General features: G+C 34.8%; 12 protein-coding genes and 3 pseudogenes. 13 read left to right on the plus strand and 2 right to left on the minus strand.

From position 1 onward, the window contains the following. Window positions 1-2 precede the first annotated feature (2 nt). The 9 genes from ANG_RS02080 to ANG_RS02120 all read left to right on the plus strand — a co-directional run bounded on the left by ANG_RS02080 (window position 3) and on the right by ANG_RS02120 (window position 13257). Window positions 3-392, plus strand: a complete 390-nt coding sequence (locus ANG_RS02080; protein WP_025271593.1) for a PrgI family protein — start codon at window positions 3-5, stop codon at window positions 390-392. Then, window positions 304-2733, plus strand: coding sequence for a VirB4-like conjugal transfer ATPase, CD1110 family (locus tag ANG_RS02085; RefSeq protein WP_038677187.1), 2430 nt, complete (start codon window positions 304-306; stop codon window positions 2731-2733). The genes ANG_RS02080 and ANG_RS02085 overlap by 89 nt, the downstream gene beginning before the upstream one ends. 3 nt (window positions 2734-2736) lie before the next feature. Beyond that, complete coding sequence (locus ANG_RS02090) at window positions 2737-4869, plus strand: CHAP domain-containing protein (protein WP_025271595.1); 2133 nt, start codon at window positions 2737-2739, stop codon at window positions 4867-4869. 11 nt (window positions 4870-4880) lie between these two features. Further along, complete coding sequence (locus ANG_RS02095; protein ID WP_025271596.1) at window positions 4881-5120, plus strand: hypothetical protein; 240 nt, start codon at window positions 4881-4883, stop codon at window positions 5118-5120. Further along, entirely contained in the window at window positions 5095-6630 is a 1536-nt protein-coding gene (locus ANG_RS02100; protein ID WP_025271597.1) for a CD1107 family mobile element protein, read from the plus strand. The genes ANG_RS02095 and ANG_RS02100 overlap by 26 nt, the downstream gene beginning before the upstream one ends. Before the next feature lie 96 nt (window positions 6631-6726). Continuing rightward, window positions 6727-9783: a VaFE repeat-containing surface-anchored protein gene (locus ANG_RS02105; RefSeq protein ID WP_025271598.1), complete on the plus strand. Its 3057-nt coding sequence runs from the start codon at window positions 6727-6729 to the stop codon at window positions 9781-9783. An 87-nt stretch (window positions 9784-9870) separates the two neighbouring features. Beyond that, window positions 9871-11574, plus strand: coding sequence for a DNA topoisomerase 3 (locus ANG_RS02110; protein WP_025271599.1), 1704 nt, complete (start codon window positions 9871-9873; stop codon window positions 11572-11574). Window positions 11575-11651: 77 nt separating this feature from the next. Beyond that, the gene (locus ANG_RS02115; RefSeq protein ID WP_025271600.1) at window positions 11652-12257 is read left to right on the plus strand and encodes a DUF6088 family protein; all 606 of its coding nucleotides are present in this window, start codon (window positions 11652-11654) and stop codon (window positions 12255-12257) included. Beyond that, the gene (locus tag ANG_RS02120; RefSeq protein ID WP_025271601.1) at window positions 12250-13257 is read left to right on the plus strand and encodes a nucleotidyl transferase AbiEii/AbiGii toxin family protein; all 1008 of its coding nucleotides are present in this window, start codon (window positions 12250-12252) and stop codon (window positions 13255-13257) included. The genes ANG_RS02115 and ANG_RS02120 overlap by 8 nt, the downstream gene beginning before the upstream one ends. A gap of 89 nt (window positions 13258-13346) precedes the next feature. On the opposite strand, the pseudogene ANG_RS02125 reads toward ANG_RS02120, so the two are convergent. After that, window positions 13347-14048, minus strand: a pseudogene (locus ANG_RS02125) (relaxase/mobilization nuclease domain-containing protein); the annotation flags it as partial. Between the two features lie 5 nt (window positions 14049-14053). After that, window positions 14054-14409, minus strand: a pseudogene (locus ANG_RS02130) (plasmid mobilization protein). A 309-nt stretch (window positions 14410-14718) separates the two neighbouring features. Here ANG_RS02130 and ANG_RS02135 point away from each other — a divergent pair. The 4 genes and pseudogenes from ANG_RS02135 (at window position 14719) to ANG_RS11175 (ending at window position 19137) form a co-directional block, all read left to right on the plus strand. After that, window positions 14719-15402, plus strand: coding sequence for a recombinase family protein (locus tag ANG_RS02135; RefSeq protein ID WP_025271602.1), 684 nt, complete (start codon window positions 14719-14721; stop codon window positions 15400-15402). A 192-nt stretch (window positions 15403-15594) separates the two neighbouring features. Then, on the plus strand, window positions 15595-17595 hold the full coding sequence (locus ANG_RS11320; protein ID WP_025271603.1) for an LPXTG cell wall anchor domain-containing protein: 2001 nt from the start codon (window positions 15595-15597) through the stop codon (window positions 17593-17595). A gap of 463 nt (window positions 17596-18058) precedes the next feature. Further along, a pseudogene (locus ANG_RS02145) lies at window positions 18059-18475 on the plus strand (sigma factor-like helix-turn-helix DNA-binding protein). Between the two features lie 488 nt (window positions 18476-18963). After that, window positions 18964-19137 (plus strand): hypothetical protein, encoded by a 174-nt coding sequence (locus ANG_RS11175; protein ID WP_172636398.1) that lies wholly within the window; start codon window positions 18964-18966, stop codon window positions 19135-19137. Window positions 19138-19161: the final 24 nt, after the last annotated feature.

Genomic DNA, 19161 nt, shown 5'->3' on the forward strand with positions numbered 1-19161 from the left:
ATATGGCATATGTACCAATCCCTAAAGACTTAAATAGGGTAAAGACAAAAGTTGCTTTTAATTTAACGAAAAGGCAGCTCATAGGCTTCACACTTGCAGGACTGGTTGGAATACCGGTCTATTTATTTATGCGAAAGGTAGTTCCCAATGATATAGCCGTTATATTTCTCATTGTGTCAACGCTTCCCATATTTTTCATCACTCTCTTTGAAAAGGACGGACTGACATTTGAGAAATACTTTAAGCACATTTATCTTCATAAGTTTTATCAACCGCAAAAGAGAGTGAGAAAGGAGGTTTACCTTGAACAGGAAAAGAAAAATTCAGCAAATAAAACTCATGCAAAACGAAAAGGCATTGAGAAGTCAAAAGCGGGACTTAAAGAAAAGTAATTGCAAGTCAAAAAAAGATAAGGTAGGAATCCTTGACCTTATCTTTAAGAAAGAACCGAAAAGATATACGGTAGAAGATACCATTCCCTATCTAAGGCTTTTAAAAAGCGGAATATGTCAGCTTGATGAAAAGCACTTCAGTAAAAGTATAGCCTTTCAGGACATTAACTATCAGCTTGCTTTAGATGAAGATCGGGACTTGATTTTTAATCAGTTTGCAAACTTCCTAAACTCTTTCGATCCAAGCATCAGCATTGAGTTTTCATATATCAATCAGCTCGGACGAAACGAAGAAATGAAGTCGGCAATTCAGATACCGGATAAAAAGGACGGTTTTGACGATATACGCTTTGAATTTAGAGAGATGCTTAAAAGCCAGATTGTAAAGGGGAATAACGGACTTAAAAAATCAAAGTATGTAACCTTTACAGTGGAAGCGGATAATTTAGAGCAGGCAACATCAAAACTTGAAAGACTGGAGATAGATATATTATCTAATCTAAAGAGCATGAGTGTGAGAGCAGAAAGCCTAAACGGAGAAGAAAGGCTAAAGATACTCCACGATGTTTTAAATCCGAATAAGACCTTTGAATTTTCCTACAAAGACCTAAAGAAAAGAGAAAGCACAAAGACATATATTGTGCCTGATGAGTTTAACTTTACACCGAGTAGATACTTTAAGTTCGGCAAATTCATCGGAGCAACGAGTCATTTTCAAATCCTTGCCAGTGAGCTTTCAGATAGGATGTTATCCGAGTTTTTGGATATTGACGATAACATCAATATTTCCTTTCATATTAGGGCAATCGACCAATCGGAAGCCATTAAGATGGTAAAACGAAAAAACACTGATATTGATAAGATGAGGATTGAAGAAAACAAAAAGGCTGTAAGGTCAGGATATGACATGGACATTCTTCCAAGTGATTTAATTACTTACGGAGAAGATGTAAAGAGCCTATTAAAAGACTTGCAGACAAGAGATGAGAGAATGTTTGTGGTAAGTATTGTCTTTATGAACTTTGCAAGGACAGTGCAAAAGCTCGATAACACAATTACTCAAATAAGCTCCATTGCAAATAAGCATAACTGTAAGCTGAAAAGACTTGACCATTCTCAGGAACAAGGTTTAGTGAGCGTGCTGCCTCTTGGTGTAAATAAGATTGAGATAGATAGAGGACTGACAAGCTCATCAACGGCAGTATTTATGCCATTTACCACAGAGGAGCTTTTTATCAATTCAAGTAATAGTCTTTACTACGGACTAAATGCCCTAAGCCATAACCTGATTATGGCAGATAGAAAGAAATTAAAGAACCCAAACGGTCTAATCCTCGGAACTCCGGGTAGCGGTAAATCCTTTAGTGCCAAAAGAGAAATGGCAAATGCGATTTTAGTAACAGATGATGATGTGATTATCTGCGATCCGGAAGGAGAGTATGGAAACCTCGTAAGGCAGTTTAAGGGAGAAGTCATTAAGGTCAGCAGTAAGTCAAAGGATTACCTGAATCCCCTTGATATAAATATGAACTACGGTGATGGGGATGCACCGCTGAAAGACAAGGCAAACTTTATCATGAGTATGCTTGAGCTTGTAGTAGGCGGTAGTGGTCTTACGGCAGAAGAAAAGTCCGTTATAGATAGATGCCTGCCTAAAATTTATGAAAAGTATTTTGAAAACCCAGAGCCTTGTAATATGCCAATACTGCAAGACCTATACGATATGTTAAAAGGACAGGAGGAAAAGGTTGGTAAGAAGCTGGCAACAGAGATGGAAATCTATGTATCAGGTTCTCTTAATGTCTTTAATCACAGGTCAAATGTGGATTTGAATAAGAAGCTCCTTTGTTTTGATATTAAAGAACTCGGAAGTCAGCTAAAGAAAATCGGTATGCTTGTTATTCAGGATCAGGTGTGGAATAAGGTGTCACAAAACAGAGGAAACAAGTCTACAAGGTACTATATCGACGAGTTTCATTTACTTTTAAAAGATGAGCAGACAGCATCGTATTCGGTTGAGATTTGGAAGCGTTTTAGAAAATGGGGAGGTATCCCGACAGGTATCACGCAAAATGTCAAAGACCTACTTATGAGTAAGGAAATTGAAAATATCTTTGATAATACGGACTTTGTCTTAATGTTAAATCAGGCTTCAGGAGATAGAGAGATACTTGCAAGAAAACTTAAAATCTCACTTCCACAGCTCAGATATGTTACTAATTCAAATGAAGGCGAGGGACTACTGTTCTTTGGGAATACCATTGTGCCTTTCCTTGATAAGTTTCCGAAAGATACAATCCTTTATCAGAAGATGACTACCAAGCCGGAAGAAGTGAGGTAGCCTATGGGAAAGAAACTGAAAAAGGACTTTAAGGAAAGGCACAAGGCAAGCATTGAAAAAGAAATGCTCCATAGTGAAACAAACATTATACCTGAAGAAAGTAAGCTAAAGGATACCGATGATTACAGAGGAAAAATTGTCCATGACAAAGACAGATTTCAAGATAAGGTGCATGAAAAGGTCAGTAAGAGAAATGCAGAAATTGAGCCAAATGGAGGTGTATTTAAAAGAAATGCAAAGTATAGGGTTTCCGATAAAGGAAGCGTAAATTCTTCAAATGAAACTGGGAAAACCGATTATGATACTGAGGTAAAGAACGGGAAAATCTATAATCCTTTGGGACAAGACCTTGATAATGATGGAATCATAGACAGGTATGATAATGACTTTAGGGATAGCGATTATTTTGAGTCAACCTATGATGTCGAGGATAATCTTCATCATAAAGCAGAAAATACAAATAGCTTCTCAAAAAGCCAAAAAGCTCAAAAGAAAAATTATAAGAGAAAAAACTATACCGAAAGCCTTTATACAAGGAAAAAGGATGATGTGTTAAAGGAGAATAATCCTGAAGATAAAAAGACTGGAAAAGATACTGCAAGCAAAAAAGTTCATAGCAGTATTTATAAAGAGCAGAAGAAAAAGCTAAAGAAAGATATGGTAAAAGTATCTGCCCTTTCAGGGCTTGCCAAAGGAAGTGAAACTGTAAGAGATTACTTGTCTCATGGAAGTGATGAAAATCAAGGAGTGGAAGCAGGAGAAAAGACAGCAGATACAAGCTCCAAGCTCATTCATGGCATAAAGAAGTATTCTGATAAGAAAAGAGCTAAAAGAGGCTATGACCTTACAAATAAGGACTATAAAATCAGAAAGCGTAAGTCAAAGTTGGAATTTCATGATGCCAAAAAGAAACTGAAAAAGACGGATGAGTATAAAAGAGCAAGTGCATATAAAAGATTTCAAAAGAAAAATCAGGTAAAGGCAGTAATTTCTCGTGAGAATAAGGCAAGGCTTAGAGACCGAATTAAAGAGGGACTTATCGGAACATTAAAAAGCTCAAAGGATATGATTATCCGAAAAGCAAAAGGACTAATGCTTATTTTCATAGGCATCATTATCTTAGGGACTTTTGTGATTAACTTTGCAGGAACGGGAATGACAGGCTTTATGAACTCTACAAGCTCTGTGCTTACAACAAGCTATTTATCAAAGCCAAATGTCCTAAGTGAAATCAATCAGAAATTTTCAGATATGGAGGGTGAGCTTCAAAGTGAAGTTGACCATGTGAAAGAAAATTATCCCGGATATGATGAATACATCTTAAATAATACAGAATACATCGGTCATAATGTCCATGAGCTTTTATCCTACATTACATCAAGGTGCGGAGAGGTAAAGAGTGTATCGGAAGTAGAATCCATATTAAAAGAATTATTTGAGTTCATGTATGACCTTGAGTATAGGAAAGAAATTGAAATCAGATACAGGACGGTTACAGAAACCTATACCGATGAAGATGGACATGAGCATACCGAAAGCCATGAAGAACCTTATGAGTATAAAAAACTCATCGTAACGCTTCATAAAAAAGAGATGAACAGCATTATCCGAAAGGTCTTTGCAAACTACCCCGATAATCTAAAGCACTATGAAGCCTTGTTCCTTGCACAAGGCAATATGGGAGAAGCCTTTGGTAATTCTGACCTTATCAGTGCAAATGGAGGTATCGGCGGTGGAAAAGAGTATGAGGCATCTACGGAAGTACAAAAGAAGATTGTTAATGCTGCATACATTACGCCATCTCCGGGTGCAGGCTGGTGTGCCATGTGGGTATCACAGGTCTATCAAAATGCAGGACTTGGATATATAGGCGGGAACGCCTGTGATATGTACCGAAATTATACCTTTACATCAGACAGGTCAAAGCTAAAAGTGGGAATGCTTGTTGCAGTTGAGAGCAGTAGTAGTGGTGGTACAGCCGGACTTACTTATGGTCATGTCGGTATTTATATAGGAGATGGGAAAGTGATTGATAACATAGGTCGAATAAGAGTAACTACCTTAGATGATTGGATAGCAACATTTTGTAAACATCATCCAGTAGGGTTCGGTTTTCCGCCAAATGTAAAGAAATAGGAGGTAACAATGTGAAAAAAGAACTAACAGTAGTTAAAAACAGAATAAAGAAGTTAAATGATAAAAAGGCTCTGATTGATGAAGAATTGGAGTCTTTATTTATTCGTGAAGAAGAACTTGAAAATGAAGAAATTATTGCCATTTGTAGAAAGAACAACATCACAATCATGGATTTAATGGCAAAGGTAAACAGACAAAAAGCAGAACTGAAAAAGGAGAAAATAAATGAAAACCAATTTGAAAAAGAATAAGAAATTATTTGGAGCAGGACTTGGGATTTTGCTTATAGTTACAGCCATAGTTGTTGGAATGTTTGCAAGTAGTAGGATTGTATTTGCACAAGGTGGCTTACTTCCAACATTTATAAGTCCAACAGAAGCACCTACAAGTGACAATGCTGTTCAAACAGGAGCAGAAGTAAAAGTAAAATACATTTTTGAGAATGAAATGATTTTTAAAGAAGAAAAGATAAAAGCTAAGAAAGGGCAGCTGCTTGATAGCGGAGATCTTCCAGAGCTTTCCGATGATATGAAATTTATTGATGAATTTCTGTTTTATGAAGTGAAGGGAGATGGAAAAGATGAGATTAGCCGTAAGGTAGAAAGGACAAAAATCAAGGATAAAGAAAGTCAGACGGGAAATGGGGAAACACAGACAGAACTTTCTAAAGACGATATTTCCAAAATGGAAAAAGAGGCAAAAGAGCTTCAGGATAAACTTGATAAGTTAAATTGCGAACTTAAGGACAAAGACAAATTAAGTGATAAGCAAAAGGAAAAAATCAAAGACCTTGAAGATGAGATTGAGAGCCTAAAAGGAAAAGTAAAAAAGGACAAGGGAAATAAAGACTTATCAGTAGATATGAAAAAGGAAATAGATAAGCTGACTGAAAAGGTCAAAGAACTTGAGAAAAAGGCTGCGGAAACAAATAAAGCCCATATAACATCGCAGTCAGTTACACCGATTAGTCCAATTTCTGGTATTAAGTCAAGTTCAGGTATTTCTCCTCAAACACCACAGACTTCTATAAGTAGTACTGGTAAAGGTTCATCGGATTCGGTAAGCTCAGGTAATACTACAAAGGATACCGGTAAAGGCAAAACGGAAGTAAAGGAGAAAGAAAAGGAAGTTCGCTATCCCAATAAGTTGACGGCAAAAGCTCCTGCGAATAACAGTCAGGATTCATCAATGGGGTCTGCAAGTAAGAGTGTAAACACCAACAAAGGAGTAGCTTCATCGCCATCAAAGGCAAGAGCGTCCGTTACGGAAAATAAAGATAATGCAAATAAGGACTATCCGATTCATCATGGAGATGGCAGTGATAATAAAAAAACAGATCAGTATACAGCAGATGCAAGGCAGTTTATTACCTTCCAAACTAAAAATGGAAAGACTTTTTATTTAATCATCAACCATGATGAGACACAAGAAAATGTAATGCTTCTTACAGAAGTATCCGAAGATGATTTACTGAATATGGTAGAGAAAAAAGAAACATCAAAACGGGAAGTAGTAAAAGAAGAACCTGTTAAGGAAGAAGTAAAGTCTGAGAAGAAGGACGAAAAGAGTAATTTAGGAACCTATATTATTTTGCTTCTTGTAGTAGGTGGTGCATTAGGAGCAGGCTACTATTTTAAAGTTGTGAAAAAGAAAGAAGATAAAGAACTTGAAGCTTTAGAGGAGGAAGATGATGATTTCTTTTCTGAAGCTGAAAGCGAGGAAGAAATAAATGATGCAGATGAAGTAGAAGATGAAGAATAAACGCATCTAAAAACATATGATTTTGGGTGCAAAGTTAGGGCGGGAGAGTAACATCTTTCGCCCTATTTTAGTTAAAACGGAAAGGAGATATACAGAATGAGAAAAATTCAGAAATGTCTATTATTGCTATTTGCCGTGTTATTAGCAACGATGGGGATGGCATTTAATCCAGTATATGCGACGGAAGGTTTGCAATACTGGACAGAATCAAAGACAAGAGTAGGAATGGTTGAAAAAGTAATGAATGACGGGTCTATTACCTCTACATTTAATGAAGGATATTTAACTGTTGGAGGAGAAGATGCTTATTGTATTGACATCAATACGAACTTTAGAAGTGGATATAAAGTAAGAGAAGATGCAAGTACTCGTATGAGGCCTGAACAGATAAGTGATATTGCGTTATCCATTGAATATGTAAAACAATATACTAAAAGCCATGGGGGAATAAGTGAAAATCATGCTTATCTTTTAAGACAGCTTGTTGTTTGGCAACGATTAAGCACGCATTTAGGCTGGAACTGTGATAACGTCAGAGCTTCCTATAATGAGATAGATAAAAATATACAGGAGGAAGTATTCATCGGTGCGAAAAAATTTGTGAAAGAGAATAGGGAACGATATGAATGTGGAGGATATGTATATTCCGGTGAGGGTCAGGATTTGGGGCAATTTTGGGCAAAACTTAATGTTGGGAAAGTGACGCTTCAAAAAAAATCCGGGAATAGTGATGTGACATATGGAAATGGCAATTATTCGCTTGCCAATGCAAAATACGGGGTATTTTCAGATGAAGATTGTAGCAACCAGGTCGCAACTCTTACAACAAATGAAAAAGGCGAGACGGAAATTATAGAAATGAAAATTGGGATCGCTTATATTAAAGAACTGTCTGCACCGCCTGGATATAAAATTGATCCGGCAGTCCATCCTATTAAAATTGAAACGGACAAAACAGTAATTTTGAAAGTTTCTGATATGCCTAAAGTTACAGATTGCTTTGTTGAAATTTTTAAAATAGATATGGAAACGCAGGTATTAAACCCACAAGGAAACGCCTTGTTAGAAGGAGCAGAATTTACATGGAAGTATTATGAGGGCATTTATAATAAAGAAAATCTTCCGAAAGAAGCAACCTGTACATGGGTTACAAAGACTGTTTCTGAAAAGAAAAGTGATGGCACAATTCGTTATATTACAAAATTATCAGATGAACATAAGGTATCAGGAGATCGTTTTTATATGCAGGACGGGAAGATTGTTTTGCCGATTGGAACATTAACAGTTGAAGAAACAAAATCTCCGAACGGCTATTTATTGAAAGGTTCTTATATACAAGTAGGAAATAGCGGAGAGCAAATCAAGGGACTTTATGTTGCACAAATTATGGAAGAAGGTGATTTTGCAGTATTGACGGGAAGTAATCAGGCGGTTGTATCGGATAAAGTCATTCGTGGCGGAGTAAAGATTCAGAAACGAGATTTGGAAACAGGAGATACAAAACCACAGGGGGGCGCTGCTTTAAAGGATGCTTCTTTTAATATCATTTCTTTAAATGAAAACAGTGTTCTGGTTTTAGGAAAACTTTATAAGAAGAATGAAGTAGTAAAGACCATCCATACGGATATTAACGGAATTGCTTCTACATCTCCAGATTTACTTCCACATGGGAAATATAAACTTTCAGAAAAAACACCGCCTGAGGGTTATTTAACAAACGGGGCAAAAGAAATAGAATTTTCAATTACAGAAGACGAAAAAATGGTTGATTTAACTGATAAGGACCATTCTATCTATAATCAGGTTAAGCGTGGAGATATTGAGGGAGTTAAGATAGGAGAAAAGATGCATAAGCGATTGGCAAATATTCCTTTTAAAATCACAAGTAAAAGCACAGGAGAAAGTCATATTGTATTGACGGATCGTAACGGACAATTTTCAACTTCATCTAAATGGAACTCTCACAAGAATCATACCAATGAGGGAAAGAGTAGTGAAGATGGAATTTGGTTCGGAATATCTGAACCAGATGATAGTAAGGGCGCCCTGCCTTATGACACCTATACAATCGAAGAGATGAGATGCAAAAATAATCAAGCTTTTGAATTGATTCCGGCATTTGAAGTTGTGGTATCTAAGGACAATCATACAGTTCATTTGGGGACTCTTACTGATGCGTATAAGGAGGAAGTGTCTATTCATACAACAGCTACAGGAAAAAATGGTGAAAAGACAATGTTTGCAGATAAAAAAGCCATTATCGTAGACACTGTTAAGTTAAAAGGATTGAAAGAAGGAATCAAATATCAGCTGAAGGGCTGGCAGATGGTAAAGGAAGATCATAAAGAACTTGTTGTAAATGAAAAGAGAGTTGAAACTACGAAAGAGTTTATCGCAAAAGATGCGGACAGCAAGAAAACAATGTATTTTGAATTTGATAGTAGCGAACTTTCAGGAAAGAGTTTGGTAACTTTTGAAGAATTATATGAACAGAAAGAAAATGGTGAATGGATAAAAGTTGCAGCGCATAAAGATTTAAATAGTGAGGAGCAGACAATTTTAGTGAAAGAAAGGGGGAAAACACAATCTAAGAAAATCACTATCAAAACCGTATCGACCGGAGAAAATGGCGAAAAAGAGCTGGATAGTAAAAAAGAACTTATCTTAAAGGACAAGGTAGAACTGGATGGCTTAGAAAAGGGTAAAACATATAAGCTAAAGGGTTTTCAGATGATTAAAGAAGATAATGTGGAACTTAAGGTCAATCAGAGATTAGTGCAAAGTGAAAAAGAATTTACTGCCGAAGATGCCAAAGAAGTTCACAATATGAAATTTACCTTTGATGCAAGTGAGCTACTAGGTAAAAACCTTGTTGCCTTTGAGGAATTTTATGAAAAGGATGAAGACGGAAGTTGGAAAAAGGTGGCAGAACACAAGGATATTAATGACAAGAACCAAACAGTTCACATAAAGGAAAAGCCACAGACACCTAAAAAGGAAAATCCGCCGCAAAAAGAAGATAAGCCGAGAGAAAATATAAAGCAAGGCTCTATTCCAAAGACTGGTGAGTCATCAAATATGTATTTCTATGTAGGAATACTTTGTTTATCATTGGCTGGAATGATTGCTTATGGGTTGTATAAAAGGAAGTAAATAGCAACAACTATATGAATAGATAGACACAGGGCGGAGAATAAAATCTTTCGCCCTATTTTGATTTATAATAGGAGGAAAATACAGATGAAGTTAGTTATTGCAGAAAAACCAAGTGTTGCAATTTCCATTGCAAAGGTTATTGGAGCAAATAAAAAGAAAGACGGATATTATGAAGGAAACGGATATAGGGTGAGCTGGTGCGTTGGACACCTAATTCAAATGGTAAATCCGGACGTTTATGATGAAAAATATGCTAAATGGAATATTACAGATTTACCGATTGTTCCAAAGAACTATAGGTATGAGATAGCAAAATCCACGAGGAAACAGTTTAATATCCTTAAAAAGCTGATGAATGATAAAGAAATAGATTCTGTTATCAATGCATGCGACGCAGGTCGTGAGGGAGAAAGCATTTTTAGACTTGTATATAACGAAGCTAAATGCAAAAAGAAGATGAAACGCCTTTGGATTTCATCTATGGAAGATAGTGCTATTAAAGAGGGCTTTGAAAATCTAAAAGATGGAAAGGACTATGACAATCTCTTTGAATCGGCACAGGCAAGGGCGATTGCGGATTGGTTAGTCGGAATGAATATTAGTAGGCTCTACTCTTGCCTGTATCAGCAAAATTACAGTGTTGGCAGAGTGCAGACACCTATTCTTACCATGATTGTAAAAAGAGATGATGAGATAGCAAACTTTAAAAAGGAAAAATACTATACAGTAGAGCTGTCAACAAACGGATTTACACTCTCCACAGACAGAATTGATGATGAAGTTGCTACTGAACAGTTAATCAATTTAGTAGACGATAAGATTGAAATTACTGATATTATTCAGAAGGAGAAAATTACAAAGCCTGACTTGCCATTTGATCTTACAACGCTGCAAAGAGAGTGTAATAAGTATTTCGGATACAGTGCTAAACAGACACTTGATTATGCTCAAAGCCTGTATGAAAAGAAACTGATTACCTATCCAAGAACAGACAGCAGATGTTTAACAGAGGATATGATTGTAAGTACGGTCAATAACATTTTGGGTAAAAATGACTTTGATACAGAGCGTATTAAGGTAGTATTTGATTCTAAAAAGGTTACAGATCATCACGCTATTATTCCGACAGTAAGCTCGCTAAGTGAGGATTTATCGAATATTCCTGAGAGTGAAGCAAAGGTATATAGGCTTATTTCTAATAAACTCCATGCAAGTGTAGGCTATCCACTTATTGAAAATACAACAAAGATTGTAGTTTTATTTGACGGCTTTGAGTTTACAAGTGCCGGCAAGGTTGTTAAAGATGACGGCTTTACAAAATATCTTAAAGATTACAAGTCTAAGAAAAATGAAGATATAGAGCTTCCTGATGTAAAAGTAGGCGATGTATTTGAAGTAGAAAATAAAGAGATTAAAGAGAAATTCACCCAACCTCAGAAACACTTTACTGAAGATACACTTTTAAAGGCGATGGAGGTTGCAGGAAATGATGCTTTAGAAAATGGTGTGGAGGTTGAAAGAAAAGGGCTTGGAACACCTGCAACAAGGGCAGGGATTATAGAGAACTTAATTTATAAAGGCTTTGTAGAAAGGGATAAGAAAAATCTTGTAGCCACGCATAAAGGAATTAGTCTTGTAACAATAGTATCTGATACCTTTAAGTCAGCAGAAACGACTGCAAAGTGGGAAATGGAGCTATCGGATATTGCAAAAGGCAAGGAAAATAAAGAAGATTTTCTGAAAAAAATTGAGGAAAAAATAAATATTACGATAAAACAATACAAATAGGAAACTTTTAGAAAAGTTTTAGCATTGACTTTTTGCACCCAAAAGTATATAATTTTAGGTGCAAGGAGGTGGTTTATATGATTCCTATAACGAATCAAATTGAAAAAATTATGTCAGAAAATCAAGGAAAAATTTTTTCTATTAATGATTTCTACAATCTTGGAACAAAAAACACAATTAAATCTGTCTTATATAGATTAAATGAAGAAAATCAGATTACGAGGCTCATTGATGGATTATATATAAAACCAAAATATAGCGAAATTTTAAAAGAATATTCCTATCCGGATGCAAGTGAAGTTGCTGAAAAACTTGCAGATAAATTTTCTTGGACAATAGCTCCCACAGGAGATACAGCTCTAAACTATACAGGATTGTCCACTCAAATTCCTAATGAGTATATTTATATTTCAGATGGGGCATATAGAGAATATTTGTATAGGGATAAAAAGATTATCTTTAAACACACAACAAATAGAAACATAACATCTTATTCCAAAGAATTGTCCATTTTAATACAGGCAATTAAGGCATTAGGCAAAGACAACATCAGTGAAGAAGATATAAAAAAGCTTGCTGTATTTACCAAAAGAATTAAAGAGAATTTGAAAGAAGATACTTTAAAACTTCCTTTTTGGATACAGGAAGTTTTAGAAAAGATACAGGAGATCAACTATGAGTAAATTATTAGAAATATCAAGCGAAGAATTAGAGCTTGTTATACAAAACACCGCAGACAAACTCAATATGTCGAAAGCTATTGTAGAAAAAGATTTGTGGGTATGTGTGATTTTAAAATATCTGTTTAGTAGGTTTAAGTACAGGGATGCTATTGTTTTTAAAGGTGGAACAAGTCTATCTAAAGTTTATAAGTTGATTGAAAGATTTTCAGAAGATATAGACCTTGCGTTAGATTGGAAAGTTTTAGGATACGGAAAAATAGAACCTTATGAAGATAGAAGTAATACCAAGCAACTAAAATTCAACGATAAAATAAATGATGATACAAAAGTATTTCTGCGTGATGAATTCCTACCCACTCTACAAAATGATTTTAAAGAAATACTAAAGCACAAAATATATAATTTTTATATCGATGAGTTTGACAGACAGACAATATGTTTTGACTATCCTAAAAATCATAAAGATAGCTCGATTCTACAAGTGATAAGATTGGAAATTGGAAGCTTAGCAGAACCAATTCCTGCAAGCAATCAAAAAATAAAAACTTATATCGAAGAAGCGTATCCGGAAGTATTTGATGAAAATATAGAAGTTGTGGCGGTAGACAGTTTACGAACCTTTTTTGAAAAGATTACTATACTTCATAGAGAAGCAAATCGAGTGAATGGAAATTATCCGACAAGATATTCAAGACATTTTTACGATGTTTATAAAATGATACTAACGGATATTAGAGAAAAGAGTTTTGAAAACATCGAATTATTAAAAATAGTTATTCACTTTAAGAAAAAATTCTACGCAAGTAATTGGGCGAAATATGATGACATCATGAATGGTAATTTAAAGTTAATACCATCAAAGGAAGGATTAGAAATTTTTTCAAAAGACTATGACAGCATGAAAAATATGTTGTTTGGAGAAAAGATACCATTTGATAAAATCATTGAGACTCTTAAGGAATACGAGAAAGAGTTGAATGGTGTTATAAAAAATAAATAAATATAATTTTGGACATAGACGGTAGAGAACATCTATCGTCTTTTTCATGTAAAAAAGAAGGAGGTAAAAATGCGAATAAATGATTTTCATAACATTTTGGAACTTGTAAATTTCGGCTTATCTTTCGGTTTAAAGGCTATATGTTTTCCATGTTTAATTTCATAGCCAAGCTCCGCCATCTTCTTTAGGAATTCTTCCCAATCCTTAGACTGTTTTACCATTCTGTCAATGTCAAATTGAAGCCTGCTTTTCCAAGAAGTGCCATGCTTTGCTTGTTCATTTTCATACCAAGATTTACCGTTAGTCTTGTATTTTTTCTTATAGCTTTCGTAAAACTCGTCAATAACGGATAGGTTATTTTCTTTGCATAACTTATCGCTCTGATAACGGATTTGGTGGTAGCTTTTCTTGTTAGACTGGTAGCACCTGCCTGTTACCATATTTACATTATTGAAGATGATGTGATTGTGGATATGCCCCTTATCTATGTGGGTAGATAAGACAAATTCATACTCATCTTTGAGTATCTTTTTACACAGCTCCATACCTATTTGGTGTGCAATTTCAGGCGTAGTTTCTCCCGGTAAAAAGGATTGAGTGAGATGTCTTGCAAGAACGGCTCCTTTTGTTCCTACGTTTTCTCTTGTCCTTAAAAACTGGGTATGAGCAGTTTCCTGATGGCATTTATGAGTGCTTACTAAGATTTGCTTATCTGTTTTTTCTCCATTAATAATATATGAAATGGCAAGATTAAGGGTAGATTTTATTGGGTGTATTTTTGTGATTGCCATAAAAACTAATCACCTCCAGAAGTCTTGTTTAGAAGCAAGGAATGAATTTGCCACAGTTCTTTTGAAAAATGTTCAATCTCTTTTTTCATATCGCCTATGTCCTCTTTTCTTTGTAGATCACTCTTGTTGAATTTACTCGCTTTGCAATCTGATTGATGTTGCTTGTAGCGTTGGAGAGTAAACCCTGTAAATCTCTAAACGGCTCTAAATCAACTTGATATATTTCCTTTTCTAAAATGCACTTGCGAATGAAATGGCTCATATTTCTGCATTTCGCAAGTTTTCTTTTCTCCTCAAAAAGAGCCTTTTCTTCCTTAGTCAACTTAATTTCAAGTCTTTCATTTCGTATTCTATTTGCCATAAATAGTTCCTCCTTTGAATGTATTTCGGGGTCTTAGGGTTCTCCCTAAAAGTTTGCCCCAGCCAATAGTTTCCAAAGAGAGCTTGCTCAAATTGTAGAAACTATTAGGCGAGGGTACAAGTTAAAAATTGATAAAAAAAGAAGCAGATCCCAAAGGGCTGCTTCATCAATTTTTTCGTAAGTGTCCGTACACTTACTGTGCTTGCTACAAAAGAATAAGCAAGCGTTAAGCGGATATTAAGTTTATTATTTACCATAAATTATACCATATTTATGAAAAAAATTATAGTTATATTATGAGGTGAAAAAATGAAATATGGATACATACGTGTGTCGACAAAGGAACAAAATATAGACAGGCAATTAAGTGCTATTTTGAAAGAGGATATTGAAATGAACAAAATTTATATTGATAAGGCGAGTGGAAAAAATTTTAATCGAAAACAGTATAGAAAGCTCATGAAAAAAATAAAATCAGGTGATGAGTTATATATTAAATCTATAGACAGACTAGGGCGTAACTACGACGAAATCATAAAAGAATGGAATCTAATTACCAAAGAGAAAAATGCTGAGATTATAGTACTTGATTTTCCATTACTTGATACAAGAACAAAAGTAAGTGATATAACAGGCAAATTTATTGCTGATATTGTTTTACAGATATTATCCTACGTGGCTCAAATAGAAAGAGAAAACATTAAGCAGAGACAGATGGAAGGAATAAGAGAAGCGAAGAAAAAAGGTATTAAATTTGGAAGAAGCAAAAAAGAAATTCCGAAAGAATTTGATGATGTAGCAGAGCAATGGCGTAATAATAAAATTAGTTTAAGAAATGGAGCAAAGCAACTTAATGTAAGTCACACTACTTTTTCTAATTGGATAAAAGAAAAAGGATATATGAAAGATAATAAAAAAAAGAGACTTTTAAAAGATTTGAAATTTATAAGAACATATTATGTGTCAAAAAAGGTAGACTTTTATTTACAGTAAAAATTCATGCTTTATACATATATATCCTCCTTGATTTTTACACACAACAACACGTTTAACATTATATCATATTTGGAAAAGAAAGTCTGATATAGTTGCCATTAACATATATTGTTAACTGTATAAGACTGTATATATAAATGTTATAACCGAGGGATAAAAGAGATATTTGAAAATACAAGGAGAATAAATGTGACAGGAAGAATAATAAAAAAATGGATGAGCCTATTACTGGCGGCGACCATGCTTATAAGCATGGTTTCATTAAATGTGAGTGCAAGTGAAATTGATAAGACTTATAAGGCGTATGATGCTAGTCAACATAGAAAAGTTATAAGTAAAAATGGAGCAACAGATTCAGAATGGTCCTTATGTATGGATCATCATAAACAATCTCCAGGAAAAACCGGTGAAGCCACAGGGAATTATTCAAAAAACGAAAATGCTACGGGAAATACGTATACTAGTAACGGTGGGAAAGGAGATTTTCAGAAAATCAAAAGGATGCTATTTTATAAATTAAAACATCCTGAACTTAATTATACAGTCTTACAAAATGAATATTACTATCAGCAAGACAATAAAACAAATAAAAATTATGATACAAATTATAGTAACAATCCACAATTGAACAAGCAAAAACAAGAGTTAAGAACTTTTGCTGAGGATTCTTCTCATGATGATGAGATTAATAGCAAAATGGAAGTTTTTATTTATAAAGCAAAGAACCCATTGATGCAAAATTTAATTAGCGCGAAGTTAAAAGAACTTCCACCGCCCACCCCACTTGAACCTGCTAAGACAAGCCTAAAAGTAGAAAAAAAGTGGCAAGGAATTGATTCGAAGGACGCACCGGAGATAACAGTCTATCTTGTTAAGAATGGTATAAAGACAGATCAATCCATCAAGCTAAATAATGGTAATAACTGGAAAGGCGAGTTTAAAGATCTTAAGGTGGTAGATAATATTAGGGATAAGAAAGCCAATATTTATACTATTGTAGAATCTGGAGAAAAAGATGGTAAGGTAGTGCTTGAGGGAAAAGAATATAAGGTTACTTATGCAGGTGGAAAAGTTGTTAATACAAAAGAAGTGCCACCACCATCAACTCCACCAACAAAAGTTAAGTTTTCTAAGAAAGCATTAACAGAGAATGGAGAAGAACTAAAAGGAGCAACCATCAGATTGACGAAAGAAGATGGAAGCTTAGTCAAAGAATGGGTAACAGATGGAACGGTAAAAGAGTTTGAATTAAAAGACGGGAAGTACACCTTCACAGAAATATCGGCACCAGCTAAATACCAAGTAGCAACAGCAATAACATTTGAAGTAAAAAATGGAAAAGCGATAGTAAAAGGTATAGAGGTAACAGGAAATACGATAGTGATGGTAGATAAGCTGAGAGAACTACCGCCGCCACCACCATCAACGCCATCAACAAAAGTTAAGTTTTCTAAGAAAGCATTAACAGAGAATGGAGAAGAACTAAAAGGAGCAACCATCAGATTGACGAAAGAAGATGGAAGCTTAGTCAAAGAATGGGTAACAGATGGAACGGTAAAAGAGTTTGAATTAAAAGACGGGAAGTACACCTTCACAGAAATATCGGCACCAGCTAAATACCAAGTAGCAACAGCAATAACATTTGAAGTAAAAAATGGAAAAGCAATAGTGAAAGGTATAGAAGTAACAGGAAATACGATAGTGATGGTAGATAAGCTGAGAGAACTTCCGCCGCCACCACCATCAACGCCATCAACAAAAGTTAAGTTTTCTAAGAAAGCATTAACAGAGAATGGAGAAGAACTAAAAGGAGCAACCATCAGATTGACGAAAGAAGATGGAAGCTTAGTCAAAGAATGGGTAACAGATGGAACGGTAAAAGAGTTTGAATTAAAAGACGGGAAGTACACCTTCACAGAAATATCGGCACCAGCTAAATACCAAGTAGCAACAGCAATAACATTTGAAGTAAAAAATGGAAAAGCGATAGTGAAAGGTATAGAAGTAACAGGAAATACGATAGTGATGGTAGATAAGTTGAAAGAACTTCCACCACCAAATACAAACACTAACAAAACTTTGCCGAAAACTGGAGAAGGTACAAACATATCTCTATATGCATGGCTTATGTTAACATCAGGAACATTATTAGTGCTTATAGGATACAGACGCAGAAATCATGCGAAGTAGAAGGCGTAGGTATTTTTTCACTGATGATAAGAGCTATTTGGAACAATAAGACAGATATTGTCTTGCACATATTGGATAACATAAATAGTTAGTCGTTAATAGAAGGGGGCAGTGATTGTAGAAAATACAGAAAGCCCTCTTCTTATCATCAGTAGTAGATGCAAACGAAAAATATAATGATGATATAAGAACGAAGATTTAATTTTATGTAACTTACGATAGGATAATGCAAACTCAGCGGGGAGAATGTTATGGGGAAGGGAGTCTTTAATTATATAATAGTTAAGTATAGAAGTACCCAGCCTTTTTCCTATTTTCAGTTGTTTACCTCGTGATGTCAAATTAAATATTTTTAGAGAAAGAATAGATTTCTTTCATTTTAGAGGACTTATTATGCCTAAATGCAGAAGTCCTCCTTTTTTTGCCTAAAAACGCAGACAAAAGAAGAAATGGAGGAAACTTTATGTCAAAAGAATACTATCTTTATGTCAACGGGAAAAAGGTAAAGGTTAGCGAGCAGATATATAAAGTCTACTAGCGAGAAAAGGAACACGAAAAGTATTTAGAGCAGGTGGACAAGAAAAACCACTTGCTCTTTTTTTCATCATTGGATCATGATGGACACTTTATAGATAACATTGTCGACGAAAGCGTTGATGTAGAAAAAATTGTAGAAACACAGATGATGATTTGGGTATTAAGATCATCTATATCAAAGTTAAACGATGAAGAAAAAGAAATTATTGAGCGTTTGTATTTCAATGATGAAACTATATCAAGTATTGCATCGGAAAAGGAAGTGAGCTATCAAGCTATTCAGTGGAGGAAATCCAATATACTTAAGAAATTAAAAAAGTTTTTGGAAGAAATATTTAGATAATCACCTTGTAGATGAGGGCAGATTTTCCTTTATAAAGTGAAGGGAGATCTGCCCGCTTTAATTTGTGGAAAACAGGAATTGTAAATTCAAGGTATTTGAAAGGCAATCTCTCTTAGAACCATTAGGTAATTGTTCTTTGACAACTGAATAGACCAAGACGGGACTTTTAATTATTTAGTGAGCGAAAGAAAATTTACGCCATAACTTTCCTGCTGAAGAAATTCGGTTTAAATGAATACTGTCAAAGACAAGGATAGAAGGAAACGAGCGACAAATAATTTTTTAAAAAATAAAGGACAAGGATAACTTTGTGAGCCATGACCTAAGTAATGATAATGATACTTCTTTAGTGAAAGCCGGCTCATCTTAACAGGGGCGGTGGTGAGATTCCAATGTTGCTGATCCTAAGCACCCGTCAATGTCATGAAACTTAGTTAGATTAGAAAGTTATAGATTGATTATATAAGAGTTTGAAGAAAAAAGGGGGGATGTATGTGGATAATGACTGGAATGGACTGGCTGATTTGTTTGCGAATCTAATTACAAAGTATGCTGGTGTTTTAGATTTGGATAATCTGCCAGATCCAATGCCAGTAGATAATAACATTGAAAATGAAAATATTTTTGATATGGCAAAAACACAGATTGATAAAAATGAATAAAAGTGATATAATATACTTGATATA

Origin of the sequence: Streptococcus anginosus subsp. whileyi MAS624 (genome assembly GCF_000478925.1) — a bacterium.
GTDB lineage: Bacteria > Bacillota > Bacilli > Lactobacillales > Streptococcaceae > Streptococcus > Streptococcus whileyi.